Here is a 26501-nt window from a genome sequence, read left to right on the forward strand (position 1 = left end):
ACCCCCTCTGCATTATGCAAATCTTATAAGTAAATATATAGTTGAAATCACTACAGATAGAATCATAAGTGGAAATCCAACTTTCATATATTGACCGAAGCCAATAGGATGACCATTTTTCTTACCTATATTAGCAAGTACAACATTGGCTGATGCACCTATAAGTGTTCCATTACCACCAAAACATGCACCTAATGAAACTGCCCACCATAATGGTGTAATATCTACACCTTGTTGTCCCATTGTTAAAATAAGTGGAATAAGTGTTGCAACAAAAGGTATGTTATCAAGGAATGATGAAACTATAGCTGATAACCATAATAGTAAAATCATCATCATTACTGGTTTACCTGCTGTAATACTAATAAGTGAATTTGCCAATGCGTGAATTAGTCCAACTTCTTCAAGTCCACCTACTAAAACGAATAGACCTGCAAAGAAAATAATGGTTGGCCACTCAATATGGCATATAACTTCTTCTACATCTTGTTTACCTATAAGAAGCATTAATGCTGCTCCTGATAAAGCTACAATGGCTGAACTTACACCAAGTTGATCATGAGTAATAAAACCAATTAAAACCAAAGCCATACCTACTAAGCTTTTAATAAGCAATGCTTTATCTTTAATAGCTTTTTTCTCATCAAGTTCCATTACTTCTTTTTTAAATTGTTCTTCTACACAAAGTTTTTTGCAATATACAAAATAAAGAATTGCTACTGTCACAATGAGTACAACAAAAGCTGCTGGTGCTACATTCATAATGAAATCATTAAAACCAAGTCCTGCTGCACTACCAATCATAATGTTAGGTGGGTCTCCAATAAGTGTTGCTGTTCCCCCTATATTAGAAGCTAAAATCTCAGTAATTAAAAATGGTATTGGATTAAGCTGTAAAATTTGAGTAATGATTAGTGTCATAGGCCCAATTAAAAGTACAGTTGTTACATTATCAAGTAATCCTGATAGTACTGCGGTAATCACTGCAAAGCTTATAAGAATTTTCCATGCATCACCTTTTGCTTTCTTAGCTGTAAAAATTGCTAAGTACTCAAAAAGTCCTGAATTCTTAATAACCCCTACAAAGAGCATCATACCTATTAATACACCTATTGTATTAAAATCTATATAGCCTACTACTTTATCTGATGGAATTACCTTGAAAAGAACCATCAACATGGCACCACCTATAGCCGCCACTGTTCTATCTATTTTTTCTGTCATAATAAGCGCCATAACTACTAAGAAAATAATAAGCGCCATTATTTGTGTCATATTCATCGCTAGTCCCTCTTTCTGTCCACGTGCTGTCTTTTCTCTCTTTTCTGAACCGACATTCATAATACTCCTTTTATAAAAACTTTGCAACACTTTTTTTATATTTCTTTATGTTAACTTTTTATCTAAGTTATTTCATTCATCTTTTCCCCAATTATATTTCCCTGGAAAACTTTATCGTTTGATATCTATTTAAAAATAAAAAAGTCCTATATAACTAGAGCTTATACTCTAGTCAATAGGACTTCTACATCGTTTAAAACATTTATTCTTCTTTACTTTCGTCTGTAGCTACTTCTTTAACTGCTTCTTTAATCGTTTCTATAACTGTCTCATAGTCTACTTTATCATCTTTTTTATTCGTAAAGTTAGCTATAAGTTCTGGGATATTGATACCAGTCATTGCATTTAATGTCTCAAATCCACTCCCTGTAATATCAGTTACCCATTTTGCAACTTTAGAAGTTCCTTCACTACCACCATTGTCAATGATTGTCACTTTATCAATTTGTTCCATTGGTTTCGCTACTTCACTCATAATTTGTGGTAATTTTTCAACTAACATTTGTACAACTGCAGCTTCTCCATACTTAGCCATTGCTTCTGCCAATCTTTCTTTTGCTTCTGCATCAGCAATACCTTTAGCTTTAATAATTTCAGCTTCTGCCTCTCCGGCTACTTTAATTGCATCCGCTTCTGCTTGTGCAATAAGACGTTTTGCATCTGCCTCAGCTTCTGCTTTAATTTTGATTGCTTCTGCTTGTGCTTGTGCTTCTTGAATAGCTTTCTCTTTAGCTGCTTGTGCCTCAATAATCTTTTTACGTTTTTCAGCTTCAGCTGGTTTATCCACTGTAGCAACAAGTTCTTTTTCAACACGCTTTGCTTCTTCTTCTGCTAATTTAGCTTTTTGTTGTTCTACCAATGATTTATTTTCAATTTCTTTTAAGGAGTAAGCAACGTCAGCATCAGCTTTTGCTTTATCTTGTTCTGCACGATAAGCCTCTGTTCTAAGCCTTTTATTTCTCTCAAATTCAGCAATTTCTGTATCTGCTGCAAGTTTTGCTTTTTGTCCCTCTCGCACAGATTCTGCTGTTCTAATTTCCGTATCTCTTTTTCTTTCTGCTTCAGCAATATCTGCATCTGCTTGTGCCTGAGCAATTTGTGGTTTTGCTCTATTTTCTAGGTAACCACCTTGTGTAGAAATTTTGAGGATTGAATAAGAAATAAGTTCTAATCCCATAGAATTTAATTCTTCTCTTATATTATCCTCAATACTTTGTTCAAATGAAGCTCTATCTTCATTAATCTGTTCTACTGTTAGTGTAGAAACAATGCCTCTTAACTTACCTTCTAAAATTTTCTCTACAATATTTTGGATATTTCCTACAGTATCATTAACTTTACCTGTACAAAAACGTTCTACCGCTTTTATAATAGCTTCTTTTTCATTACGTACTTTAACTACAGCTGTCCCAACAATATCTACAAAAATCCCTTGTTTAGATGGTGCTTCTGCTACATCTGTTGTCATTGAAATAGCTTCTAATGAAATGGTACAGCTCGTTTCGAAGAAAGGTATAACTAAACCACCTTTTCCGCTTAATACCCTTTGTTTAAAACCTGTAATAACCATAGCCTTATCAGCCTTTACTTTTCTCCACATTAAGCAAATAAGCACTATCATAGTTGCTACTACAATTAAAACAATTAATCCTATTCCCATATTATTGCCCCCTTTTACAATTTGTAGTTCTTCCCTTTTACTACATTCTGAATCATTTAAAATCTACAAACTATGTTATAATTTTAACCTATAATTAAAGTATACAAAAAAGAGTTTGCAAAAGCAAACTCTTTTAATTAAAATTTTCACTTAATTTTCTTTTAATACGTTGTAAGGCATTATCAATAGATTTAACAGATTTACCCATACGTTCTGCTATCTCATGATAATTTTGCCCCTGTGTGTGTGCATTCAGTACTTCCCATTCAAAATCACTGAGACTTTCTTTCATATACCTTCTAAGACGTTTCAAATCTTCTTCGTGAATCATCATGTCTTCAGGATTATGACTAATATTATCCTTAAGTATATCCATTAAAGTAATACCATCATCATCCTCACCAGCAACAGGTAAATTAAGAGAAATACTTGTATTTAGTGGCATATGCTTTTGCCTTGTAGCAGTTTTGAAGGCTGTACTAATCTGTCTTGTAATACATAAGGTCGCAAAAGATTTAAAGCTTGCATCCTTGTCTGGATTATAGTCGCATATTGCTTTAAACAAGCCAATCATACCTTCTTGGATAAGATCTTCAACATCTGCACCTACAAAGTAATTGGACTTAATCTTCTTCCTTACAAATGTTTTGTAACGTTGTACAAGTATTTCTATGCATCCCCTATCCCCTCTTTGATAGGCTGCAATGAGTTCTTCATCCGTTAAAACTTCGGCTGTTTTCACGAGTAAATCCTCCTTAGTCTATCTCCCCTACGCATTATTCTGCTGTATACTGATTGATCACCTAGCTATCTATCCTGATAACTGAATAACACGCTATTGGGTCTATATATATTTATTCTATTTGGCTTAGAAATGACGTTGTCTAACAACTTCATAAGCTAAAATACTAGCTGCAACTGAAGCATTAAGTGATGTTACTTTTCCATACATTGGAATACGTACAACAAAGTCACATTTATTTTTAACATTTCTAGAAACACCTTCACCTTCGCTACCAATAACAATACCGATAGGCCCTCTTAAGTTATCTGTATAGATAATTTCTCCATCCATATCTGCACATGCAACCCAGATACCTTTTGCTTTAAGATCTTCAATTGTCTGAGCAATATTTGCTACTTTTGCTACTTTTGTATATTCGATAGCACCTGCTGATGCTTTAGATACTGTAGATGTAAGACCTACTGCACGACGTTTTGAAATAATAATACCGTGTACACCTGCATTATGTGCTGAACGAATAATAGCACCTAAATTATGTGGGTCTTGAATATTTTCTAAGATTAAAATAAATGGATCTTCACCTTTTGCCTTTGCATCATTTAAGATTTCATCAATTTCAACATATTTATGCGCACTTGCATAAGCTACAACACCTTGATGTCTTTCACCATTTGATAATTCATCAAGTCTTGATTTTTCAACTTCTTGAATCACAATGCCGCGTGCTTTAGCATCACCAATAATCTTTTTGATTGAACCTTCAACTTGACCACTTTGGATAAGGATTTTCTCAATATCACGACCTGATTTAAGTACTTCAATCACAGAGTTTCTACCAAATAAGATATTTTCATCTACTGATGTTTCAAATTGTTCGCCTTCTACTGGCATAGGTTTACGATTTGTAAATTTTTTATTATAAGGTTTTTTACCTTGTGGCGCATCACTTGGTTTTCTATTTGGTTTTGGGTTAGTACCTTGTGGTGCATCACTTGGTTTTCTATTTGGCTTTGGATTATTACCTTGTAGTGCATCATTTGGTTTTCTATTTGGTTTTGGGTTAGTACCTTGTGGTGTATCACTTGGTTTTCTATTTGGTTTTGGATTATTGCCTTGTGGTGCATCGTTTGGTTTTCTATTTGGTTTTGGATTATTGCCTTGTGGTGCATCGTTTGGTTTTCTATTTGGTTTTGGATTATTACCTTGTGGCTTATTAGTTTTTTTGTAATAAGGCTTTTTATTTTCTCTTGGAGCTTCATTCGTTCTGTCTGTTTGATTTTGGTCTAAATTCATTCTATTTAATTCTCCTTTTTCTTTTTGAGTTCTTGTAAGTCTTGTTTTGAAATTCCGCCTGTAAGGAAGATAACAATTACATAAATAATTGCACCTACACCTACCGCACCTAATGTCATAATAGCATTTTGAATTTTTGATGTGGCATCTAAAATATTGCCAAGTAATGCATAACTAAAGTATGCTGCAATACCCATTACAGCTGCTGCTATAAGTGGTTTTACAATAACTAACATTGTATTTAATTTAAATCCAGTCAATTTCTTAACCGCTAAAAAGTTATAAAGTGTAAATGTTGCATAGCCTGCAATTGAAGAAAGTGGTGCACCTAATATACCTAAACTTCCTACTAAAACAATATTAAGAACTGCTTTTACAACTGCTGCTACACCTAAGGCTTGTACAGGAATCCATACCTTCCCAAGCCCTTGTAATACACCTGTCATTGCTTGCCCTAGCATAATAAATGGGATACTAAAAGCTGAAAGACGTAAGATTGGACCACCTTGAATAGATTCAGGGAATAAGAATCCCATTACTGGTTCTGCAAGGACCGCTAAACCTATAGCTGCTGGTAAAGAAATAAGTAAACCGAATCTTGATCCAAGTTCCATTTTATCTTGCATTTCTTTATGATCTTTTCTTGCCACCGCTTCTGCAATAGCTGGAACTACACTTGTTACTAATGCCATACCAAAGGCAAGTGGTAAATTAACAAGAGTTAATGTATTTGTAAGCTGTCCAAATAAATCAGCTGCAATAGTCTGATCCATTCCTCCACTTACAAGTCTTGCTGTTACAATTGCAGAATCTAAGAAATTCATTACAGAGTTAACTGCTGCACCAATAGAAATTGGAATAGCAAGTACAAGTACAACTTTTGCTACACTTTTAAAAGTTGTTGAAACTGCCGCTTGTTTTTGTGTAGCCATTTCTTCATAAATGGCTTTTTTATGTTTTAGATAGAAGAGTGCTAAAACAAGTGCACCACATACGCCACCTACAACTGAACCAAATGACGCACCACCTGCTGCATACCCCACATTTGGCATGAAGAAATACGCAAGCCCAAGTCCTGCAACTACACGACCAAAGTTTTCTAATACTTGTGAAATAGCTGTTGGAGCCATATTTTGCATACCTTGGAAATATCCACGATATACACCCATAATACAAACAAAGATCGGACTTAATGCTAAGCCCCATAATGAATAAATTGTTTGTTCTTCCCATTTAAAAGCACCAATTAAAAGAGGTGCTCCTAAGAAGAATAATGCAGATAAAGTAAGCCCTAAAATAATCATAAAACTCATAGTATGTTTAAAGATTAAATGTGCTTCTTTATATTGTCCCATTACTCTTTTCTCGGCAACTAGCTTTGAAAGCGTCGCTGGAATAGCCACAATAGCAATAGATGTTAGGAATGTATAAATTGGATATCCATAACCATAGTAACCCATTCCTACGTTTCCAATAAGTGAACCGAGTGGTATTCTGAAAAAGGCACTTAATACTTTTGCAATGAGTGCTGCAACAGATAAGATAAGTGCTCCTTTTACAAACTTTCCTGTACCTTTTGACATAATTTTCTCCTTCGTATCATTTAGAGGGATTGAAACCCATATTCTATGATTTCTTGTATACGATCTATTTTACCTTCAATATATAAATAACCTATGAGCGCTTCTAAGCCTGTAGCATGGCGATACTCTGTAATATCAGCATTTTTAGGCGCTGATATACTTTTCGCGTTACGTCCACGCTTTAAGACTTGTAATTCTTCCTCTGTAAGTTTATCTTCTACAAGATGATATAGCTTTGCTTGGGCGCCTGCTCTTACAAGTTCCCTTGACGCTTTATGCATTTTATTAACAGGCATATTCCCCTTCGCTAATACATGTGTACGAACAAAAAGTTCGTACACACCATCTCCTATATAAGCTAAGGCAAGTGGTGAATAGGTATTTGCTTTATGCGCATTCATTTTTGTGACACTATTCAAAACTTCATTAATGTTAGTATTCATATTCTTGTGCTTTATATACGTTTAAAACGTACTCCTTCTCTAGTATCTTCAATAAGCACACCTTGCTCTTTGAGCCAGTCACGAATACGGTCTGCCTCAGCAAAGTCTCTTGCTTTTTTAGCTGCTTTACGATCTTCAATATATTGTTGAATGTCTTCATCTGATAAAGCATGTTCTTTTTGTTCTTCTGCTTCATAAAGAAGGCCTAAGATGTTATTGAGTTTCATAAACTCATCGTATACTCCTTGTGTAAAGGCTTGTGTTGCACCTTCTTTTGCATAAGTGTTTGCAAATTTAACAAGCTCAAAGATAATACTGATTGCATCGGCTGTATTAAAGTCATCTTCCATTGCTGCATGGAATTTTTCTTCAAATGTAGCCAGTTCTTTTAAAAGTTCTTGTTCTTTTACTGTTAGTGTTTCCTCTTTTGCGTGACTTAAAGCAAATTCTAAGTTATCTTTACAATTTTTTATACGAGTCAAGCCATTTTGAGCAGCTTCCATAAGTTCATTGCTATAGTTAAGGGGACTTCTATAGTGTGCACTTAGCATAAAGAAACGTACTGTATCATAGCCATAAGCTTCCCCTACATCTCTTAAAACTTTAAAATTCCCAAGAGATTTACTCATTTTATGATTATCGATATTAAGGAAGCTATTATGCATCCAATAGTTAGCAAAAGTTGCTCCATTTGCTGCTTCACTTTGTGCAACTTCATTTTCATGGTGCGGGAAAACAAGATCTTCTCCACCTGCATGAATATCAATTGTATCTCCTAAGAACTTTTTGCACATGGCAGAACACTCAATATGCCATCCTGGACGTCCTTCGCTCCATGGACTCTCCCAATAAGGTTCTCCATCTTTTTTAGGTTTCCAAAGTACAAAGTCCATATGGTTTTTCTTTTCGTCGCCTAGAGTTACACGTTCACTTGCACCTGCTTCTAAGTCATCTAACACTTTTTTAGAAAGCTTTCCATATCCATCAAAAGCTTTGGTATCAAAGTATACACTTCCATTTACCTCATATGCAAAACCTTTTTCAATAAGTGTTTCGATCATTTTAATGATCCCATCCATCTCTTCTGTTACACGTGGATGATGTGTTGCTGGTTTAACATTTAAATTTTTAGCATCTTTTAGTGTCTCACTAATATACTCTTCAACTAACTCTGTTGTTGTACGACCTTCTTCATTTGCTTTTTTGATAATTTTATCATCTACATCAGTAAAGTTTTGAATGAAATTCACATCATAGCCTACTGCTTCAAAATATCTTCTAACTGTATCAAAAACGATATATGGTCTTGCATTACCTATATGGATTAAATTATATACTGTTGGACCACACACGTACATACGCACTTTTCCTGATTCTATTGGATTAAAGATTTCTTTTTGTTTAGTAAGTGTGTTATAAATTTTAATCATATTTACCTCTCCTTAGTGTATTTATTGTCTATATGTTTCACAAGCTTCTTTGTTTGGACAATTTGGCTCGGTACACTGGTGTGTTTTTAGGGCAGCCTCTTTGCATTTTTCATCCTTGAGTTTATGAAGTTCTACTATCGTATCTTCTAACACTTGTATTTTATCTTGTAAAGCATCAACATTTTGACGCATTTTACACATTTCCATTTGAATTGGGTCTGGCATCTTCACTTGATCTAGTTGTGAACAAGGATTTACCCGTTGTCCCGCAATTCTTACAATCTTACCTGGAATCCCTACTACAGTACAATCCTCTGGAATTTCTTGCAAAACAACAGCATTTGCTGCTATACGAGAATTATCCCCAACTTTAAAAGGTCCTAATACTTTGGCCCCTGTACTAATCATCACATTATTTCCAATGGTTGGATGACGCTTACCATGGTCCTTACCAGTCCCACCTAAAGTAACACCATGATAGATTGTTACATTATCTCCAATTTCACAAGTTTCGCCAATTACAACACCCATACCATGATCAATAAAAAGCCCTTTACCAATGGTTGCCCCTGGATGAATTTCTATTCCTGTCAAACCTCTTGCTAACTGAGATAACAATCTAGCTAAAAAGTACCATTTCTTTTTGTATAAATAGTGCCCTACCTTATGAAATAGCAATGCATAAAAACTTGGATATAAAAAAACCTCTGCTGTGCTTTTGATGGCGGGGTCACGTTCTTTAATCACTTGAATTTGTTCTCTGATATAACCCATATGATTCCTCCTCAAAAAATACAATAAAAAAACTCACCTCTATTTCAGAGGCGAGTTATCGCGGTTCCACTCTGATTAAAGCTCTTCTTCTATATAGAAAAGCTCTATCTTAATTGCCTTAACGCGGCCTCTACGACCTATGCTACTCTTATTCACATAGATAGCTCCAGAATGCACTTCATTCAATTTCTTAGAACTCACTTCCAGCCTATGGCGAGTCTCTCTTGGCTAATCCATTAAATTACTCTTTCTTTCATTGCTTATTTCTCTATTCCATCTAAAATTGCACATTATTCCTTATTATAATCTATTAGTCACGTAGTTTCAACTGCTATCTTTATTTATTATATTAGACGATACGATTTATGTGCTTATTTTTCTATTCAAATATGTGTATTAGAATTATATTTAGTATGCTCAAAATATACTTAACTAACTTGTCTTTTTTCTTCTTTTGTAATTGGATACTCCTATATTTTGTCCATACTATTTATCTATTCTATCGACATCTATAAGAATTATCTTAAATTCATATCTAGTAAGATGTAAGTACTTGATTATTTTCCATTACAATTGGTGGCAACTCACTACCATCTCCATAAAGATCAGGTCTAGCAAGTAAATATTCTACTACTTCTTTTCTTGTTTTACATACAGTGGCTTGATAAGGTGCTGGTGGACCATATTTTTCAATCAGTACTAATTCATTTCCTGTATCAATAAGTACAGCAGCATGTCCTACTAATCTTTTATTTTCATATGGGTCATGTAAGTATAATGTAATTAAGGAAATATTACTCTTATCATCAAAAACAAGTTCTCTTTCTATATAAGCTTCCTGAATTTTAGCAACATGCATATCTAGAGTACTATCTTCTTCTAACTGAACAGGATTAAATAATGTAACAAATTCCTTTCTTTCCTCTTTAGACATTGCAAATTGGTCCATTGTATCAATAGCATCTAAATCAAACATTAGATAAGCATCTTCTTCTATTTGCTTTTGGGTATTAACGAAGTCTTTATATAATAAATAAGCAGATAATCTACAGTTTGCTTCCCAATAATCTCTTCCATCCTCTGTTTGCTTTGTTGTCACTAAAATATTATTATAATCAACTACACCTTCCTTCATAGGTTGATACCCTTCAGTCAAAGCCCCTGGATTTTCTACTCGACTATTAAAATCATTAACCCACTCCATATAAGTTTTTACATTTTCTTGGTCTATTTTTGATTGTATTAAAAGTTTTTCTATTTGTTGCTTGGTTTCTTCATCTTTAAGATTTGTATATAAAAGTCCTTCTTGTATATTAGGTTTAGCACATCCTACAAGTAGCCCTCCTAACAGAACCATACAACTTAGCCTTTTTAAACATTTCATATTCGCGTCTCATCCTCTCTCTATAAGTTATATCTTATTAGACATTTAAATGTTGCAAAGAGTTTCATGATTGTACATGAACTTTTTTCCATAATAATTAAAACCTCTAAACTCAATCCTTATATTAAAGGGTATAGTTTAGAGGTTTCTTCTTATACATTCTATTATTTATCTAGTAAGACAATCGCTTGACTGGCAATACCTTGTTCTGTTCCTGTAAAACCTAAACCTTCTTCCGTTGTAGCCTTTACATTAATTTGGTCTATATTAATTTGAAGTGCTGATGCAATATTTTCTCTCATAGTCATGATATGTGGTGCCATTTTAGGTTTTTGTGCAATAATTGTCGCATCAATATTATGAATCACTGCGCCTTCCTTATCTAGAAGCCCCTTAACATGTTCTAATAATTTAATGCTTGATATTCCTTTATATTTTGGGTCTGTATCCGGAAAATGTTTTCCAATATCTCCACCGGCGATGGCTCCTAATAACCCATCCATAATAGCATGTACAAGTACATCTGCATCAGAATGACCAAGGAGCCCTAATGTATGCGGTATCTCTACTCCTCCTAAAATCAACTTACGCTCTTCTACTAATTTGTGTACATCATATCCCATTCCGATTCTTAACATGTTTATTCCTCTTTTCTTTCAAATTTTATCTTATATACGCTGTAGTATAAACTATTTTTAGGTTCATTATAGCATATTTAAAATCTCCTATAAATTATTGAAACTTTTGCTACACTATAAGGGTCTAATCCATGTAGCAAACAAATAGAAATCCAGCGCTGGAAGGTAACACTATGGAAACAGAAATTGTGAATTACATTCTCTCTAATAAAGAGAAACATTATCGTATTGCATATAGCTACGTCAAAAATAAAGACGATGCTCTAGATATCGTTCAAGATGCTATTTTAAAAGCTCTCAAATATCAACATACATTACGAGAACCTCATTATCTAAATACTTGGTTTATTAAAATACTTATTAATACTTGTAAAACCCATCTCAAAAAGCAGCAACGCTACATAGATGTGGAAGATGACATTTTAGAAATTTTAGATGAACCCTATTTAGATACCTATAGGTCTTTTGAACTTGAAGATGCTCTAGACCATCTTTCTTATAATGAAAAAACAATTATCCTTCTCCGTTACTTTGAACAATTTGAACTCAAAGAAGTCTCAACGGTTATGGATCAAAATCTTAGTACAGTTAAATCAACCTTATATCGAGCATTAAAAAAATTAAAAGTTCTATTAGAAAAAGTATAAAGAAGGTGAATGCATATGATTAAGAAAATGATACATGAAAATCTTGAAAAAATTGAAATTCCAGAAGAGTTAGATCAAGTTGTATATAAAGCAATTCAAAGAGGCTCTGCCTCAAATGAAAGGGTGATTAAAATGAGAAAATGGAGTCGAAATCTACTCACATCAGTAGCCGCACTCACTATTGGTTTTGTTGGCATATGTAATATCAGTCCTACTTTTGCAGATACCATCAGCACAATCCCTGGTTTAGGTGTATTAGTAAAAGTTATAACATTTGATCAAATCAAATACCAAGAAGATACTTATGAAGCTACTTTAAATACACCTATTGTAGAAGGCTTAAATAACGGTGCATTACAAGAGGCCCTTAATAATAAATATATTGAAGAAAATAAGGCGCTCTTTGAACAATTTGAAAAAGATGTTGCCCATATGAAAACCTATCCTGAAGGTGGACACCTGGGTATAGATACAGGCTATCAAATTAAAACAGATAATGAACAAATTCTTTCTATTGGCCGTTATGTAGTAAACACTGCAGCTTCTTCTTCAACTACAATGACCTATGACACTATCGATAAACAAAACGAAATACTCATTACACTTCCTAGTCTCTTTAAAGATTCTAGCTATATAGAGCTTATTAGTGAAAATATTAAAGAACAAATGCGTACACGTATGGCACAAGATAATAGTCTCATCTATTGGATAGAAGGTGATCTTGATGCAATTGATGGTTTTAATAAAATTAGTGCGAATCAAAACTTCTACATTACAACTGAAGGCAAACTTATGATTTCCTTTGATAAATACGAAGTTGGACCAGGGGCCATGGGTATTCAAGAGTTTGAGATTCCAACAACAGTTCTCCAAAATATTTTAGTAAGTAACACTTATATTAAATAGGCAAGTAGTCATTACACTTCTCCTTACAGTATAATAGAAGGGTGTCACCTAGGTGACACCCTTCTATTATATTTATTACTCTAAAATTTGAACGGCAACACCGACAAGCCCTGGTCCTGTATGTACGCCTAAAGCTGGACTAATCTGCCCTTCTACATAAGTTTCTATATTGGAAAGTGCCTCTGTTAAAGCCTTTCTTACACCTGCTGCTTCTTCTGGTGCGCCACCGTGGCAAACAGCTACATTGAGCTTCTTACCTTCTGCTGCAAATTCTTTTGCTAAATCTACTATTTTATCAAGTGATTTCTTTCTTCCTCTTACTTTAGCAATATTATAGTAAATGCCTTCTGGATTACAAGAAATAATAGGTTTTAAATTTAATGCATTTCCAAGAAGAGAAGCTACTAACCCAATGCGTCCTCCTTTTTGAAGATACTCAAGTGTATCTACACAGAAAAATACTTTTATTTTAGGTACATTATTCTGTACCGTTTCTACTAATTCTTCAAACTCCATACCTTCTTCAATATACTTAGCTGCTTGAATTGCACTAAATCCCGCTGCAATCCCAATATTAAGTGTATCGATTACTTTAATATCTAATCCATCATATTCTTTAGCAAGCATTGTAACTAAATTATGTGTCCCACTAAGACCACTTGATAACGTTACTGCAAGCACTTTTTCATAACCATCTGTTTTGATTTGGTCCAGCTTTTCCATAACCTCTATACTACTTGGTAAAGATGTTTTAGGGATTTCTACTTTCAGTCTATTATAAACTTCATCGGCTGTAATATTTACACCATCTGAGTATTCACCATCGCTGTAAATAATTTTAAGAGGGATTGTATACATCTTATATTGTTCAACAAGTGCTGCAGGTACATCAATGCATGTATCCACTAATAAAGCAATTTTTTGTTTATTCATCATTTTACCCTCACTTTTTACTACGTATTATTTAAAATTCTATTAATTACAATAATATATCATTTCTTTAATCATTTCAAGTAGTTTTTAAAACTATATCAAGTGTGCGACGTCATAGGAAATAATACATCTTGAGATTCTGTTAACGTTAATCCCCTAATAAATAGCGTATCATCTTCCCTCTTTATACGTGTACTTATTGGAATATATCTCACAAGCTCTGGTATGAAGTGAAATTCAATTTCTTCATCCTCTTGTATAACTATCCTTTCTAATAAATCATCTAATACAAAAGGTTTACTACTAATCACATCATATAGATGTAATACCTTTGCCTCTCTTATAGCTATTATCATGATATCTTCATCTTTTATATAGTATAAATTGTCTTTAAATCCATCTTTACAATAAACCTCTAAAGGCCAATTATCTTGTACAATACCCCACTTATTTGAAATAGGTGTACGATTATTAATTAACCGCTCTATCAGTCTATCTGTAAAGTGTGTCCCTGATTGAAGCTCTATAATCATACTTTCTTGCTTTCTTATATCTTCTGCTTTCAATCTATAACTTTTCTCCATAATAGGCTTCAATCCAAACTTGGGATAAAATTCTAATGCTGTCTTATTAGCAAATAAATAGATAAAATCACATTGATCCTCATATATGTTAATTACATGATTCATTAATCTTGTCGCTAAACCATTTCCTCTACAATCTTCCCTTGTCATAACTGTACCTATTTGAATAGCTCTCTTCTCTTCTCCATTAATAACCACGTGCATCTCATTTGCTGATACATTTGCAATGATTTCTTCATCAATTGCATAAGCATAGCTTTTATATTTACCTTTAAAATATCTCTTTTGATACCATACTTCAAAATCTAATCCGAAAGTTGCCTGAGCTAAATCATTAAAGCTTTTTCGGTATGTTTTGTTCCAAAAGTAATTTTCAATAAGTTGCAATGTCCCCATAGTAATCCCCTCATACTTAAGATTATAATAATAAAATATTCTAACTATATTATAAACCATTTTACTCATTTATGAGAAGTAGCTATTAAATCTAATTTTATACACAAAAAAGCAGATACGATATATCGTATCTGCTTTACTAAGTAGCGGAAGACGGATTTGAACCGCCGACACCATGGGTATGAACCATGTGCTCTAGCCAACTGAGCTATTCCGCCATATCATGTTTTAAATAAACATGGTCGCTATAGGGCTCGAACCTATGACCCCCTGCTTGTAAGGCAGGTGCTCTCCCAGCTGAGCTAAGCGACCATATTAAACGACCCAGAAGGGACTCGAACCCTCGACCTCCGCCGTGACAGGGCGGCGTGCTAACCAACTGTACCACTGGGCCAATCGTTTTATTATCCTATTTGGATAGTGGAGACGAAGGGGTTCGAACCCTTGACCCCCTGCGTGCAAGGCAGGTGCTCTCCCAGCTGAGCTACGCCCCCAAAAGGAATGTCAGCTCAGCCATAACAGGGGCAGAAGGAATCGAACCCTCCTCTGGAGTTTTGGAGACTCTTATTCTACCGATGAACTATGCCCCTATATAAGCTCCCCGAGTAGGGTTCGAACCTACGACCCTTCGGTTAACAGCCGAATGCTCTGCCGCTGAGCTATCGAGGAATGTTTGCCTCACTGACAAGATTTATTCTACATCATCCATTGACACTTGTCAACGCTAAAATATATTTTTTTACAAAAAATTTTTAAGCTAGTTTAAGTTTCTATTAAAACCCTTGATTACTCAAAGGTTTTAGTCATTTCCACTCCTACTTTATTCTTAATTTCTACCCTATTTATACTATATATTCCTATACCAATACATCCTACACCTAATATCATAAGTATTACAATAACAGAATAAAAAATACCATTCTCCCCCATATTCATATAGGTATATAAACACGAAATACAATTATTTACAATATGAATGATCACACCACTCCATATAGAGCCTGTACGATATACCACATAGCCACACACAATACCTATTAGTGTAGCATATACAACTTGAATACCATTCATATGAACTAAACCAAAAATTAATCCTTGAACTACAATTGCGATTGCTATATCAAAGTTCTTTTTTAAAGCTTGAAAAATAATCCCTCTAAATAGAACTTCTTCTATAAAAGGTGCTATAATCCCTACAATCATTATTCCTATCGCAAAAGGCATTTCTTTTATTATACTTGAAACATCTTGAAGGGCTGCATAACTTAACCTAAATAACTCTATATTCCCTAAAATTTCTACTACTCCTATATTAAAAGCATATACTCCTATCCCAATAAGCACACTTAGTCCAACAATCTTAGTATTTATTTTTTTAATCCATATTTTATCTCTTAACTTTTGCTTACGGCATTTAGCTACTAGCCATATGATTCCTAGCACCATAAGATCACAAATTAAAACAACATAAAACGTATAGGGTTTTACCATTTCTAATACTATTTGGCTAAATGCTTCTCCACTATTCATGAGTTCATAATAGGCACTTTCTTCCATACCTATTGCTACATTTACAACTGCAACTACCTGAATAACAAAATTAATACCCAATTGAATACCTAAGTAGACCATCAAATATCCAAAAACTGTACCAATGCTTTTTGCTTTTTCCTTCACTATTTCCCCCCTACTTTCTTTATTACACTTATACTCGCATTAACTCCATATAATCCTTTTGCCCGTCCAACTACCATTATATACCAATATTATTTTTAAGACTATTTCAAATTATTTATTTACTCAAAAATAAAAAGCAATCTAAGTTTTAACTCTCCCTAGGTTGCTTCTCATCTTAATTTGTTATTTAATAAGTTTTACAAACTTTTTCTTTCCTATTTTCAAAATATCTCCTGATTGAATAGACCTACTAAGATCCACTACTTCTTCTTGATTAAGTTGTACACCTTTTTGTTTTACAATACGTCTTAGTTCACTACTACTTGGAACAAATCCTGCCTCTACTAAACTTGATACTATATCTAGTAATGTATTTGACTCTTTCCCTATTTGAAGCTCTGGTAAATCTGTAGGAATAGCCTTTTTACTAAATGCTTCTTCGTAGTATCTGATAGCACCCTCTACCTCTTCTCTTGAATGGTATAAGCCCGTAATAATACGTGCTAATTCTAATTTAATATCTCTTGGATTTTCCCCATTGGATAATGCTTGTTTAATTTCATCAATACGGTCTGGATGTTCATCTGTTGCTAATTCAAAGTATTTGATAATGAGTTCATCTGGTACTTCCATCACTTTTTTAAACATAATGTTTGCAGGTTCACTCACACCGATGTAATTTCCAAGACTTTTACTCATTTTTTCTATACCATCTAGCCCCTCTAGTATTGGCATAAACATAGCAATTTGCTGTTCCTGTCCCATAGTCTTTTGTAATGTTCTTCCCATGAGAATATTGAATGTTTGGTCTGTTCCTCCAAGTTCAATATCTGCTTCTAATTCTACTGAATCGTAAGCTTGCATAAGAGGGTAGAAAAATTCATGAATTCCAATAGGCGTATTGTTATTGTAACGTTTTTGGAAGTCATCACGTTCTAAAATACGTGCAACAGTAGTGGTCGCTGCAAGTCTTAATACATCTTCAAAATTCAATTTAGAGAGCCATTCACTATTAAAACGAACCTCTGTCTTATTTTTATCTAATACCTTAAAGATTTGTTCTGCATAAGTTTTTGCATTTGCCTCTACTTGTTCAGTGGTTAAGGCATTTCTACCTTTTGATTTACCTGTAGGATCTCCTATCTTTCCTGTGAAATCCCCAATAACAATAACTGCACGATGACCTAAGTCTTGCATTTGTTTAATTTTGCGTAGAACAACTGCATGGCCTAAGTGAATATCTGGCGCACTTGGATCTAATCCTAACTTAATCGTTAATGGTTTATTTTCCTTTTCTGCCTTGATTAATTTAGCCTCAAGCTCTGCCTCATTTACTAAGGTTTGTACCCCTTTTGTAATAATACGCATTTGTTCCTTTGTAGATTTACTCATATTCAACACTCCTTTTAATTTAAATAGTTTTAAAGTTTGAGTTTAATATAAGCAAGTTCTATAAGACTTAGAAACGCTTTTACGAAAGATAAACATAAAAAAAGCCCACGTCCTTTAAATTTAAAAGGACGAGAGCTACTCTCGCGTTACCACCTTTAGTTTATAGATCATTCACATGATCTACCTCTTCAAGTACGCCCTAACAAGGGATAATACTCTAGCACTATAACGTGTGCAGGAATCCGTCACAGCCTACTTTCCCTCAGGTTTCGGTGTGAAGCTCAAAGATGTATTCATAGCTAGCACGTACATGCACCTCTCATCAACCGGTTACTTTCTGTATGCGTTACTTACTATTACTTGTTCTTATCATCGCTTTTCTTCATCTTATACTCCGAAATATAGTCTTATAACTATAAGTCTTCGTTATGCATCAATTAAATTACAACTATCATATGCCTTAACCAATGAAATGTCAACCCTTTTTTCAACAACACCAAAATAAGCCTTTTCTAACCCTTATCTGCTAATAAGTAGAATTTTATATACAAAAAAGGTAGATACTTTATAAGTATCTACCTTCAAGAAGTAGCGGAAGACGGATTTGAACCGCCGACACCATGGGTATGAACCATGTGCTCTAGCCAACTGAGCTATTCCGCCATATGATGTTTTAAAACATGGTCGCTATAGGGCTCGAACCTATGACCCCCTGCTTGTAAGGCAGGTGCTCTCCCAGCTGAGCTAAGCGACCACATTAAACGACCCAGAAGGGACTCGAACCCTCGACCTCCGCCGTGACAGGGCGGCGTGCTAACCAACTGTACCACTGGGCCAACTTTTGTTATCCTATTGGATAGTGGAGACAAAGGGAATCGAACCCTTGACCCCCTGCGTGCAAGGCAGGTGCTCTCCCAGCTGAGCTATGCCCCCAAAAGTTGCTATTTGCTTCGGTATTACCCGCTGCTGACTTGTATTATTTTGCACTAAAACTAGCTTTATGTCAAGAGACTTTTTAAAATTTTAAAAGATTTTTTTGTTGCTTTAAAATGTTTATATTTAAAATTAAAAGGCTATGCTTACTCTACGCTTTCTAGAGATCGTTGCATAGCCTCTACTCATCAAATTTACTTTAGTAACTACTTTTAGTTTTTATATCATAATCACCCTATTCATCCCATGTATCTATACATATATACAAATTTAAATCCGAAGCTTGAACTTGTAGCAAAGAATATAGACCATGGGAACTTAAGCATACGGGGTGACTCTAGCATACACAAGTAGCGTTCACCATTGATCTCTACGATAGGTTCCATGCCTTCTTTTAAGATCGTTAATTGTTCTTTATTTTTTTCTGCGTATTTACATAGTTCTACTGTAAAATCATGACGATTAATAATGGGTTCATCTGGTTCAAACCATTTTTCACTATTAGGAGGTATAGTTGCTTTAATTCTCGTTAAGAAATCTCCTTTAAGACTTCCAAACTTTCCTCCTCCTTTTTCTAACCTATTTATTTTACTCAAATAATAATTTGCATCTATTAAATTATAATTTGTATCTTTTTCTATTATTTCTTTTGCTATACTTACCCATGAAGATGTTTTAGAACTGTCTTTTTCTTGTAACTTCTGAAGTTGTTGTTCTAGACATTGATTAAGTTGTAAAATACCTTTTTGCATCCACAAAATATCTTTATGTGCAACCTCTAACTTTCTCATCAGCTGGATTTTTTTAATGGTATCTACATCTTGTGCCTCATAGTCTTCTTTTTGTTTTAATAAATCTTCTTTTCTTAGAAAAATGATTTCACCTTTTGTAAGATTAGTTTGTTGTGCGAGTTCTTGTATTTTCATGTAAACTCCCTCCCTTTCCTTAACCCTACACCTTCCACCAAGTAGAAAGTCAATACTTTTTATATATTTTATTCATATTTATAAATATAAACGAACCTAAATCCATAAGTATTAGGGGTGAAAAAAATAGAAAACGGAAACCTAAGCATTCGTGGCGTTTCCAACATGCAAAAATACTTCTCACCATTAATTTGAACAACTGGTTCCATACTCTCTCTTAAAATAGTCAGATTCAACTTATTTATATCTGCATACTTACATAGTTCTAGTGTAAAATCCTTTTTGTTAATGATAGGTTCATCAGGTTCAAACCAAAAACTATAACTTGGTGGCATACACCCTTTAGCTTTATGTATAAAATCCTTTGCAATATCTACAAACTTATTACCACTTGCTTCATAGTGTTCTATTTTCTCTAAATAGATATCTATATCAAGGTCTTGTTCTTTTATAACATCTCTTTTTATCTCCACACAAATTTCTTTTGCTCTATTCATTTCCTTTATCTTTTTATCCATATAGTCAGCGTATTTATCCATACAACCTTCGATAGAAATAACACCTTTTTGGATAAGCTTAATATCTTCTATTGAAATATCCAATTTACGATAAAGCTTAATCTCTTTTAAAATACGTATATCTTCTTCTGAATACTCTCTGTATCTATTTTGACTATTACGATCAGGTGTAATCAGACCTTCCTTTTCATAGAATCTTATATTTTTACTTGTAATCCCTGTAAGTTCTTCTACTTCTTTTATACGCATAATAATCCCTCCATATATACCTATATTACACCTTCCACTAAGTAGAAGGTCAACTATTTCCAAAAAAACTCATAAAAAATGGAGTAACTTCGCTTTGAAGGTACTCCATTCTATCATTATTAATCTTCTACTGTAACAATATGTTCTATTTGATGAGCTATATTATTTAACTTTTCTCTAAAAAATTTTGGATAGGCTTTATACTTTTCTAATTCACTTATTGGAATCCAGTTCATAAACTCTTTCCCATCTGCACAGTAACTATCACTCTTTAGTTCTTGTGTCCCACGTGGTTTCATCAGAAAGTAAAAAGCAACCTCATGGCAATCCAATCCCTCTATACTTCCATTACCTTTAAAGAAATTTTCATGTATAAAAGCTAATCTCTCAACTTCATATGTGATACCTGTCTCCTCATACACTTCTCTTATGACTGCCTCTTCCGCTGTTTCACCCATATGTACACCACCACCTACAGAGTAAAAATAGTCAGCTGTTTCATTACTGGCCAAAAGAATACATCCATCCTCTATAATAATTGCTGCTGCACGATAGCGAAACCAGTTTGTATCTGCTGTCATACAACAATCCTTATTGTAATCCTGCTCCATCATTCACCTCCTGAAATATACTTCTATCTCATCTTCTACCTACTTTATGCATAGTACTGAGCTTGTGCATTCCATAATTCATGATACAGTCCATCTTCTATTTCCAATAAGTCCTTGTGGGTACCATGCTGTATCAATCTTCCTTGCTCAAATACAGCAATCTGATTACAGAAGCAACAACTTGAGAGTCGATGTGAAATATAAATAGCTGTCTTATTTTGGATTAAATCTCTATTTAACCTTGCATAGATATCTGCTTCTGCAAGAGGATCAAGTGCTGCTGTTGGTTCATCTAATACAATAAATGGTGCATCTTTATATAAGGCACGGGCAATAGCAATCTTTTGAGCTTCCCCTCCTGAAATTTCAACACCTTCTTCTGATATTTCATTATAAAGCTGTGTATGAAGCCCATCTTCAAAACTTTCCATTCTTTTTTCTAGCCCTGCACGATTTGCACAATCCATAGCCTTTTCTTCATCATACTCTGAAGATACAGCAATGTTTTCTCCAAGTGTAAAAGAAAATAAATTAAAGTCTTGGAAAACTACAGAAAAACTCGCTAAGTACTCTTGGTAGTTATATTCTTTAATATTCATACCATTCAATAAGATTTCCCCTTCTGTAGGATCATATAAACGACAGAGTAACTTAATAAAAGTTGTTTTGCCAGATCCATTTTTACCAACTACAGCAACCCTTTCTCCTACATTAAATCGTATAGAGATATTTTCTAAACTATAGTGTTCACTACCAGGATATTTAAAACTTACATTTTTAAATTCAATAATCCCATGTTTCATAGTTTCTAGATCAACCGGTTGTGTACCAGACTCCTTACGATTAGGAAGATCAACAAAGTCAAAATACCATTGTAAATAATCTGTATTCTGCTTAATATTAGATAATGTCTGCATAACACCTGTAAAACCTGTCCCAAACTGAGTAATAGCACCTGTATAAAGTACAATGTTTCCTACACCAAACGCACCTAGTAGTGCTTTTAAACCAACAAAAAGATAGGTTGCTACATTTACAATAACTTGTATTCCACTTCCTATTGTGCCATATTTAGCCCCAAACTCTGGTACACTACTTTGGAATCCAAGAATTTTGCTTAAGTGAAAATTAATTTGATTTTCTATTAAAGGTCTTTGACCATATAAACGAACGTCTTTTCCCGCATTATATTCCGTTGAAAGTTGATAGGTATAAAAACGGTCATAATTAAAGTGAGGACCTGATTCATTCATCGCCTCAAACTGCTTCTTTTGTGAAATAGCATTTATCTTAATACTATAAAGAATTGAAATCACTAACAGAGCAATCAATAGAATACCTGCTATAGGTGAATTCATCAGTAGATCTAATCTACTTGTTCCTATACTTCTTGTCATAAACATCTCTATCATTAACGATATGGAAATAACTACTGAAAATAAATTCAATGTCAAAGTATTTAACTGAAAAGCAATGGCTACAATGCCTTTATAATAGCGCCCTCTATTCAGTTTTTCACGCATTTGACGTATATTCGTATCATCCATATCTGCATAATCTAGTTGGTAACCTTTGTCTGCTAAATCTAACTGATTTTTGTGCCCTAATACATACTGTAATGTATCAAACATCTGAGCAAGGAAATTCACTATCAGTCTACATACTAAGTTCAGTACAAGGGTTAAAACAACCAGCCCCATAATATGTTTAAAATTCCTTGACGGTAAGCTTAACTCATTTATGATTAATGAGGAAAAATAAATTGTAATAAACGGTAAAATTGAAGAAAATACTCCAGAAGCTATAGAGACAACGAGTAGCCAAGGCTGTACACGATGTATAACTTTCATTCCTCTTACTATAAGGCTTATTTCTCGTTTCATATTACTAAGAAATACACTCATCTTGTTCTCTCTCCTCCTGTTCTTTATAATATTTTGCCTGTACTTCGAACATATTGGCATACTTCTTACCTAATGCTAGAAGCTCATCATGAGTTCCCATTTCAATAATCTCACCATTTTCAATCAATATAATCCGATCACAAAATCTTGTACTCGCTAATCTATGAGAAATAAAGATTGATGTTTTATGGGCTGTTAACTCATTATATTTTAAATACATTGCATTTTCAGCAATAGGGTCTAAGGCTGCTGTAGGTTCATCTAAAATCATAATAGGTGCATCTTTATATAACGCCCTTGCTAACATCAACTTCTGTTCTTCTCCACCTGATAATTGCACAGCCTTTTCATTCATATCCCTTATTAAAAGCGTATCAAGTCCACCTGGAAACTTCTTAATAACCTTGTCCATTCCTGAAAGTTTAAGGCATTTTAGAAGATGTGGTTCATCTACCTCATGTTCTGCGCATAAAGTTATATTTTGCTTAATAGAAATTGGTAATAGACGAATATCTTGAAAAACAGGTGCTAAATATTCGTAATATGTACTTTTATTTACCTTTGCTAAATCATATCCTTCTACACTAATTTTACCCGTTGTCGGTGTATATAGGCCGCAAATCAATTTGACAAAAGTTGTTTTCCCTGCACCATTAGCTCCAACAACTGCTATTTTTTCACCAGCATTTATACTTAAATTGATATTTTTAAGGGTTGCTTTATCTTCACTTTCATAGCGATAGCTTACACCTTCTAATTTAATCCTACATGGCTGACCTTTATCTAAAATCATTTTTTCACTTGCTTGTTCTAGCTCATACTCTTCTAGTTCCAGATACTCCCTAAAATCACATACATTTAGACTTATCTGATTTACCTTAGCTAAACTGGTAATAATTGCTGAGCACCATGAAGCAAATCCTGAAATAATGCCAAAGTATAAAACAAAGTCAGATACTGAAATACTACCTTTCCATACTAAATAAATAAGATAGCCATAGGCAAGGCCATCTCTTAGTAAAACCATAATCGCCTCTACTACATTATTTAAGAAATAGAAAAGCTGCATTTTTACAGTCCATTTGATTCTTCTATTCATAAATTTATGGAATGCACCATAGAACCACTTTTTCATATTGTACAAGCGTATGTCTTTAGCTGTTTCAAAGGAACTTGACTTATATGTAAGATAAACTAATTTCAAATCTAGCTTCAACCATTTATCTCTATTACGAAATACCCAAGTATTCACCGCCTTACTTACAAAGTAACTTACAATTGTAGTTAAAATAATAAAAACAATGATAAGTGGATTTAGGGTTCCTAAAATCCCTGTATAAACACCAAAACCTAATCCATTTGCAAAAATAGTTATAAAAAGAATCAACAGTGCCTGAATGCCTTCATTTTCCCCACCATGAGCAATATCATAAGCCTTCTTAATCATAACTTGTGTATGAGGTCTATCCATTTTCTCATAATGAATGGCCATTGCCTTTGAAGAAATCGTCTGTTCCATCTTCTTAGTAACTTCTAACGTGTGCAAACTAGTCTTTTCCTGTATAAATCGTTGAAGTATGGTCAATATGAGCATAGCTATTGCTATACTTAATACCGAGTAAATCATCTGCCTTGCATTTGCCCCATTTTCAATCTCTCCTACTATAATCTTGGGAAGGTATACACCACATAATGGTAATAATACAATAATAGGCATCTTCCCTAAAATATAGAATAAAATTAATTTATCCCATTCCCATAGCTTTTTAAATGTAAAAACTGCATTACTTACTACATTATATTTAGGCTTCTTCTTTTCTTCCTGATTCATAATCTCACCTACCCCCATGTTGTTAAATTTATGTATACTTTCATATATTATCAAGAATATACTAACTTATCAATAAAAATGTTTATTTAAAGAAAAAAGAGACCATCTAGGATGATCTCTTTTATAATTTATCAAATTTTAAGTAGTCCTATCTACTAATGACTCTATATATTTTATCTTAATAAAAAAGCTTAAGTTCTTTTGAACTTAAGCTTTTGAACAGGGGCAGAAGGAATCGAACCCTCCTCTGGAGTTTTGGAGACTCTTATTCTACCGATGAACTATGCCCCTATATGAAAGGTTTATACTTTCAAAACTAAACATAACCATTTTAAAACAAGGATGTTCTACTTACAGCAGAACGATTGAAATTCTAAACTCACTTACGTTCGTTAAGATTTTCATATCTAGGTCAAACCCTCGAACCGTTAGTATTGGTCAGCTACACATGTTACCATGCTTACACCTCCAACCTATCTACCTCGTAGTCTACAAGGGGTCTTACTCCATTTCTGGATGGGAAGTCTTATCTTGAGGTCTGTTTCACGCTTAGATGCCTTCAGCGTTTATCAGCTCCAGACTTAGCTACTCTGCTATAGGCTTGGCAGCCTAACAGATGCACCAGCGGTCTGTTCATCCCGGTCCTCTCGTACTAAGGACAACGCCTCTCAAACTTCCTACGCCCACGACGGATAGGGACCGAACTGTCTCACGACGTTCTGAACCCAGCTCGCGTACCGCTTTAATGGGCGAACAGCCCAACCCTTGGAACCTGCTTCAGCTCCAGGATGCGATGAGCCGACATCGAGGTGCCAAACCTCCCCGTCGATGTGAACTCTTGGGGGAGATAAGCCTGTTATCCCCGGGGTAGCTTTTATCCGTTGAGCGATGGCAATCCCACTTTCATACCACCGGATCACTAAGTCCTACTTTCGTACCTGCTCCACCCGTCGGTGTCGCAGTCAAGCAACCTTCTGCCTTTGCACTCTACGAATGGTTTCCGACCATTCTGAGGTTACCTTTGAGCGCCTCCGTTACTCTTTCGGAGGCGACCGCCCCAGTCAAACTGTCCACCTGACATTGTCCCAAACCCGGATCACGGGCTATGGTTAGAAGTTAAGTATTACAAGAGAGGTATCCCACCGGCGGCTCCATGCAGACTGGCGTCCACACTTCTTAGCCTCCCTCCTATCCTGTACATGTAATACCCAACCTCAGTATCAAGTTACAGTAAAGCTCCACGGGGTCTTTCCGTCCTGTCGCGGGTAACCAGCATCTTCACTGGTNTATTGGCTGTATGATGACTGAGGTTTGCTCAGCCGGGTTTCCCCATTCGGACATCTACGGATCAAAGTTTATTTGCAACTCCCCGTAGCTTTTCGCAGCTTATCACGTCCTTCATCGGCTCTCGGTGCCAAGGCATCCACTCTACGCTCTTAGTAGCTTGACCTATATACAATGATTGTGTCATTGAATATTTGCCTTGTTCTTGTTAAATATAACAGAATAAGTATTAATTTCACTCATATAACATCTTGTAACGTTTCTACGAAACTAACAATCTGTAATATTAGTATTTCGAATTTCTAAAATTTATTTTCACTAACGTTCAATAAATTAAGAACTTCGTTATCGGTTAAATTGTAGATTCAAAATTTCTTTCAAATCTATTATTTGATTATGTTTAGTTTTCAAAGTACAAT

The 26501-nt window shown here is 34.4% G+C and carries 21 protein-coding genes, 11 tRNA genes and 3 other annotated features; of the genes, 2 read left to right on the plus strand and 30 right to left on the minus strand.

From position 1 onward, the window contains the following. Window positions 1-12 precede the first annotated feature (12 nt). The 10 genes from BN2390_RS18300 to ispF form a co-directional block, all read right to left on the minus strand. On the minus strand, window positions 13-1341 hold the full coding sequence (locus BN2390_RS18300; protein ID WP_330373818.1) for an ArsB/NhaD family transporter: 1329 nt from the start codon (window positions 1339-1341) through the stop codon (window positions 13-15). Between the two features lie 202 nt (window positions 1342-1543). Then, the gene (locus tag BN2390_RS18305) at window positions 1544-3001 is read right to left on the minus strand and encodes a flotillin family protein (RefSeq protein ID WP_053985752.1); all 1458 of its coding nucleotides are present in this window, start codon (window positions 2999-3001) and stop codon (window positions 1544-1546) included. Between the two features lie 133 nt (window positions 3002-3134). Beyond that, window positions 3135-3743, minus strand: a complete 609-nt coding sequence (gene sigH, locus BN2390_RS18310; RefSeq protein ID WP_053985753.1) for an RNA polymerase sporulation sigma factor SigH — start codon at window positions 3741-3743, stop codon at window positions 3135-3137. Between the two features lie 126 nt (window positions 3744-3869). Then, window positions 3870-4637 (minus strand): 23S rRNA (guanosine(2251)-2'-O)-methyltransferase RlmB, encoded by a 768-nt coding sequence (gene rlmB, locus BN2390_RS18315; protein WP_053986366.1) that lies wholly within the window; start codon window positions 4635-4637, stop codon window positions 3870-3872. A 407-nt stretch (window positions 4638-5044) separates the two neighbouring features. Beyond that, window positions 5045-6622 (minus strand): putative polysaccharide biosynthesis protein, encoded by a 1578-nt coding sequence (locus BN2390_RS18320; RefSeq protein ID WP_053985754.1) that lies wholly within the window; start codon window positions 6620-6622, stop codon window positions 5045-5047. Window positions 6623-6642: 20 nt separating this feature from the next. Continuing rightward, complete coding sequence (locus BN2390_RS18325) at window positions 6643-7065, minus strand: Mini-ribonuclease 3 (protein ID WP_053985755.1); 423 nt, start codon at window positions 7063-7065, stop codon at window positions 6643-6645. Window positions 7066-7076: 11 nt separating this feature from the next. Continuing rightward, window positions 7077-8492, minus strand: a complete 1416-nt coding sequence (cysS, locus tag BN2390_RS18330; RefSeq protein WP_053986367.1) for a cysteine--tRNA ligase — start codon at window positions 8490-8492, stop codon at window positions 7077-7079. 24 nt (window positions 8493-8516) lie between these two features. Beyond that, window positions 8517-9269, minus strand: coding sequence for a serine O-acetyltransferase EpsC (gene epsC, locus BN2390_RS18335; protein WP_082238859.1), 753 nt, complete (start codon window positions 9267-9269; stop codon window positions 8517-8519). Between the two features lie 43 nt (window positions 9270-9312). Then, window positions 9313-9535 (minus strand) — a binding site (T-box leader). A gap of 269 nt (window positions 9536-9804) precedes the next feature. Further along, window positions 9805-10653 carry a DUF4300 family protein gene (locus BN2390_RS18340; RefSeq protein WP_053985756.1) on the minus strand — a complete coding sequence of 283 codons (849 nt, stop codon included), beginning with the start codon at window positions 10651-10653 and terminating at the stop codon, window positions 9805-9807. A gap of 164 nt (window positions 10654-10817) precedes the next feature. Then, entirely contained in the window at window positions 10818-11291 is a 474-nt protein-coding gene (ispF, locus tag BN2390_RS18345; protein WP_053985757.1) for a 2-C-methyl-D-erythritol 2,4-cyclodiphosphate synthase, read from the minus strand. 173 nt (window positions 11292-11464) lie between these two features. Between ispF and BN2390_RS18350 the strand changes: the two genes are divergently transcribed. Together BN2390_RS18350 and BN2390_RS18355 are read left to right on the plus strand one after the other, a co-directional pair. Beyond that, entirely contained in the window at window positions 11465-11938 is a 474-nt protein-coding gene (locus tag BN2390_RS18350) for a sigma-70 family RNA polymerase sigma factor (protein ID WP_053985758.1), read from the plus strand. Between the two features lie 15 nt (window positions 11939-11953). Next, entirely contained in the window at window positions 11954-12844 is an 891-nt protein-coding gene (locus tag BN2390_RS18355) for an anti-sigma-V factor RsiV (RefSeq protein WP_330373821.1), read from the plus strand. 75 nt (window positions 12845-12919) lie between these two features. Here the strand turns inward: BN2390_RS18355 and BN2390_RS18360 are convergent, their stop codons facing one another. From BN2390_RS18360 to BN2390_RS18455, 20 genes are all read right to left on the minus strand, one after another. Further along, complete coding sequence (locus tag BN2390_RS18360; RefSeq protein WP_053985759.1) at window positions 12920-13777, minus strand: DegV family protein; 858 nt, start codon at window positions 13775-13777, stop codon at window positions 12920-12922. 98 nt (window positions 13778-13875) lie between these two features. Beyond that, on the minus strand, window positions 13876-14757 hold the full coding sequence (locus tag BN2390_RS18365; protein ID WP_053985760.1) for a GNAT family N-acetyltransferase: 882 nt from the start codon (window positions 14755-14757) through the stop codon (window positions 13876-13878). Between the two features lie 144 nt (window positions 14758-14901). Continuing rightward, window positions 14902-14975 (minus strand) — tRNA-Met (locus BN2390_RS18370). Window positions 14976-14996: 21 nt separating this feature from the next. After that, a tRNA-Val gene (locus BN2390_RS18375) sits at window positions 14997-15069 on the minus strand. An 8-nt stretch (window positions 15070-15077) separates the two neighbouring features. After that, a tRNA-Asp gene (locus BN2390_RS18380) sits at window positions 15078-15151 on the minus strand. 27 nt (window positions 15152-15178) lie between these two features. Continuing rightward, window positions 15179-15251: transfer RNA gene (locus tag BN2390_RS18385), tRNA-Ala, on the minus strand. Window positions 15252-15276: 25 nt separating this feature from the next. Next, a tRNA-Trp gene (locus tag BN2390_RS18390) sits at window positions 15277-15347 on the minus strand. Window positions 15348-15354: 7 nt separating this feature from the next. Next, window positions 15355-15426, minus strand: a tRNA-Asn gene (locus BN2390_RS18395). A gap of 117 nt (window positions 15427-15543) precedes the next feature. Then, window positions 15544-16434, minus strand: coding sequence for a CPBP family intramembrane glutamic endopeptidase (locus tag BN2390_RS18400; RefSeq protein ID WP_053985761.1), 891 nt, complete (start codon window positions 16432-16434; stop codon window positions 15544-15546). A 183-nt stretch (window positions 16435-16617) separates the two neighbouring features. Further along, complete coding sequence (tyrS, locus tag BN2390_RS18405; RefSeq protein WP_053985762.1) at window positions 16618-17826, minus strand: tyrosine--tRNA ligase; 1209 nt, start codon at window positions 17824-17826, stop codon at window positions 16618-16620. A gap of 121 nt (window positions 17827-17947) precedes the next feature. Continuing rightward, window positions 17948-18208, minus strand: a binding site (T-box leader). 207 nt (window positions 18209-18415) lie between these two features. Next, window positions 18416-18489: transfer RNA gene (locus tag BN2390_RS18410), tRNA-Met, on the minus strand. An 18-nt stretch (window positions 18490-18507) separates the two neighbouring features. Continuing rightward, window positions 18508-18580, minus strand: a tRNA-Val gene (locus BN2390_RS18415). Window positions 18581-18588: 8 nt separating this feature from the next. Beyond that, window positions 18589-18662, minus strand: a tRNA-Asp gene (locus tag BN2390_RS18420). 24 nt (window positions 18663-18686) lie between these two features. Next, window positions 18687-18759, minus strand: a tRNA-Ala gene (locus tag BN2390_RS18425). Between the two features lie 239 nt (window positions 18760-18998). Further along, window positions 18999-19685, minus strand: coding sequence for a MerR family transcriptional regulator (locus BN2390_RS18430; protein ID WP_053985763.1), 687 nt, complete (start codon window positions 19683-19685; stop codon window positions 18999-19001). Window positions 19686-19753: 68 nt separating this feature from the next. Then, window positions 19754-20452: a MerR family transcriptional regulator gene (locus BN2390_RS18435; protein ID WP_053985764.1), complete on the minus strand. Its 699-nt coding sequence runs from the start codon at window positions 20450-20452 to the stop codon at window positions 19754-19756. A gap of 119 nt (window positions 20453-20571) precedes the next feature. Beyond that, window positions 20572-21063, minus strand: coding sequence for an NUDIX hydrolase (locus BN2390_RS18440; RefSeq protein ID WP_053985765.1), 492 nt, complete (start codon window positions 21061-21063; stop codon window positions 20572-20574). A 44-nt stretch (window positions 21064-21107) separates the two neighbouring features. After that, the gene (locus tag BN2390_RS18445) at window positions 21108-22946 is read right to left on the minus strand and encodes an ABC transporter ATP-binding protein (RefSeq protein WP_198524946.1); all 1839 of its coding nucleotides are present in this window, start codon (window positions 22944-22946) and stop codon (window positions 21108-21110) included. A gap of 4 nt (window positions 22947-22950) precedes the next feature. Continuing rightward, complete coding sequence (locus BN2390_RS18450; RefSeq protein WP_053985767.1) at window positions 22951-24798, minus strand: ABC transporter ATP-binding protein; 1848 nt, start codon at window positions 24796-24798, stop codon at window positions 22951-22953. Between the two features lie 220 nt (window positions 24799-25018). Beyond that, window positions 25019-25089, minus strand: a tRNA-Trp gene (locus BN2390_RS18455). A gap of 117 nt (window positions 25090-25206) precedes the next feature. Then, window positions 25207-26248: a sequence feature (23S ribosomal RNA rRNA prediction is too short), on the minus strand. Between the last annotated feature and the right edge of the window lie 253 nt (window positions 26249-26501).

The sequence above is a fragment of the Niameybacter massiliensis genome, from assembly GCF_001282685.1.
GTDB lineage: Bacteria > Bacillota > Clostridia > Lachnospirales > Cellulosilyticaceae > Holtiella > Holtiella tumoricola.

Excerpts from the sequence above, each read along its gene's own strand:
- BN2390_RS18300 (WP_330373818.1), bottom strand. The coding sequence starts at position 1,341 with ATGAATGTCGGTTCAGAAAAGAGAGAAAAGACAGCACGTGGACAGAAA.
- BN2390_RS18305 (WP_053985752.1), bottom strand. The coding sequence starts at position 3,001 with ATGGGAATAGGATTAATTGTTTTAATTGTAGTAGCAACTATGATAGTG.
- rlmB (WP_053986366.1), bottom strand. The coding sequence starts at position 4,637 with ATGCCAGTAGAAGGCGAACAATTTGAAACATCAGTAGATGAAAATATC.
- BN2390_RS18320 (WP_053985754.1), bottom strand. The coding sequence starts at position 6,622 with ATGTCAAAAGGTACAGGAAAGTTTGTAAAAGGAGCACTTATCTTATCT.
- BN2390_RS18325 (WP_053985755.1), bottom strand. The coding sequence starts at position 7,065 with ATGAATACTAACATTAATGAAGTTTTGAATAGTGTCACAAAAATGAAT.
- epsC (WP_082238859.1), bottom strand. The coding sequence starts at position 9,269 with ATGGGTTATATCAGAGAACAAATTCAAGTGATTAAAGAACGTGACCCC.
- BN2390_RS18340 (WP_053985756.1), bottom strand. The coding sequence starts at position 10,653 with ATGAAATGTTTAAAAAGGCTAAGTTGTATGGTTCTGTTAGGAGGGCTA.
- ispF (WP_053985757.1), bottom strand. The coding sequence starts at position 11,291 with ATGTTAAGAATCGGAATGGGATATGATGTACACAAATTAGTAGAAGAG.
- BN2390_RS18350 (WP_053985758.1), top strand. The coding sequence starts at position 11,465 with ATGGAAACAGAAATTGTGAATTACATTCTCTCTAATAAAGAGAAACAT.
- BN2390_RS18355 (WP_330373821.1), top strand. The coding sequence starts at position 11,954 with ATGATTAAGAAAATGATACATGAAAATCTTGAAAAAATTGAAATTCCA.
- BN2390_RS18360 (WP_053985759.1), bottom strand. The coding sequence starts at position 13,777 with ATGAATAAACAAAAAATTGCTTTATTAGTGGATACATGCATTGATGTA.
- BN2390_RS18365 (WP_053985760.1), bottom strand. The coding sequence starts at position 14,757 with ATGGGGACATTGCAACTTATTGAAAATTACTTTTGGAACAAAACATAC.
- tyrS (WP_053985762.1), bottom strand. The coding sequence starts at position 17,826 with ATGAGTAAATCTACAAAGGAACAAATGCGTATTATTACAAAAGGGGTA.
- BN2390_RS18430 (WP_053985763.1), bottom strand. The coding sequence starts at position 19,685 with ATGAAAATACAAGAACTCGCACAACAAACTAATCTTACAAAAGGTGAA.
- BN2390_RS18435 (WP_053985764.1), bottom strand. The coding sequence starts at position 20,452 with ATGCGTATAAAAGAAGTAGAAGAACTTACAGGGATTACAAGTAAAAAT.
- BN2390_RS18440 (WP_053985765.1), bottom strand. The coding sequence starts at position 21,063 with ATGGAGCAGGATTACAATAAGGATTGTTGTATGACAGCAGATACAAAC.
- BN2390_RS18445 (WP_198524946.1), bottom strand. The coding sequence starts at position 22,946 with ATGAAACGAGAAATAAGCCTTATAGTAAGAGGAATGAAAGTTATACAT.
- BN2390_RS18450 (WP_053985767.1), bottom strand. The coding sequence starts at position 24,798 with ATGAATCAGGAAGAAAAGAAGAAGCCTAAATATAATGTAGTAAGTAAT.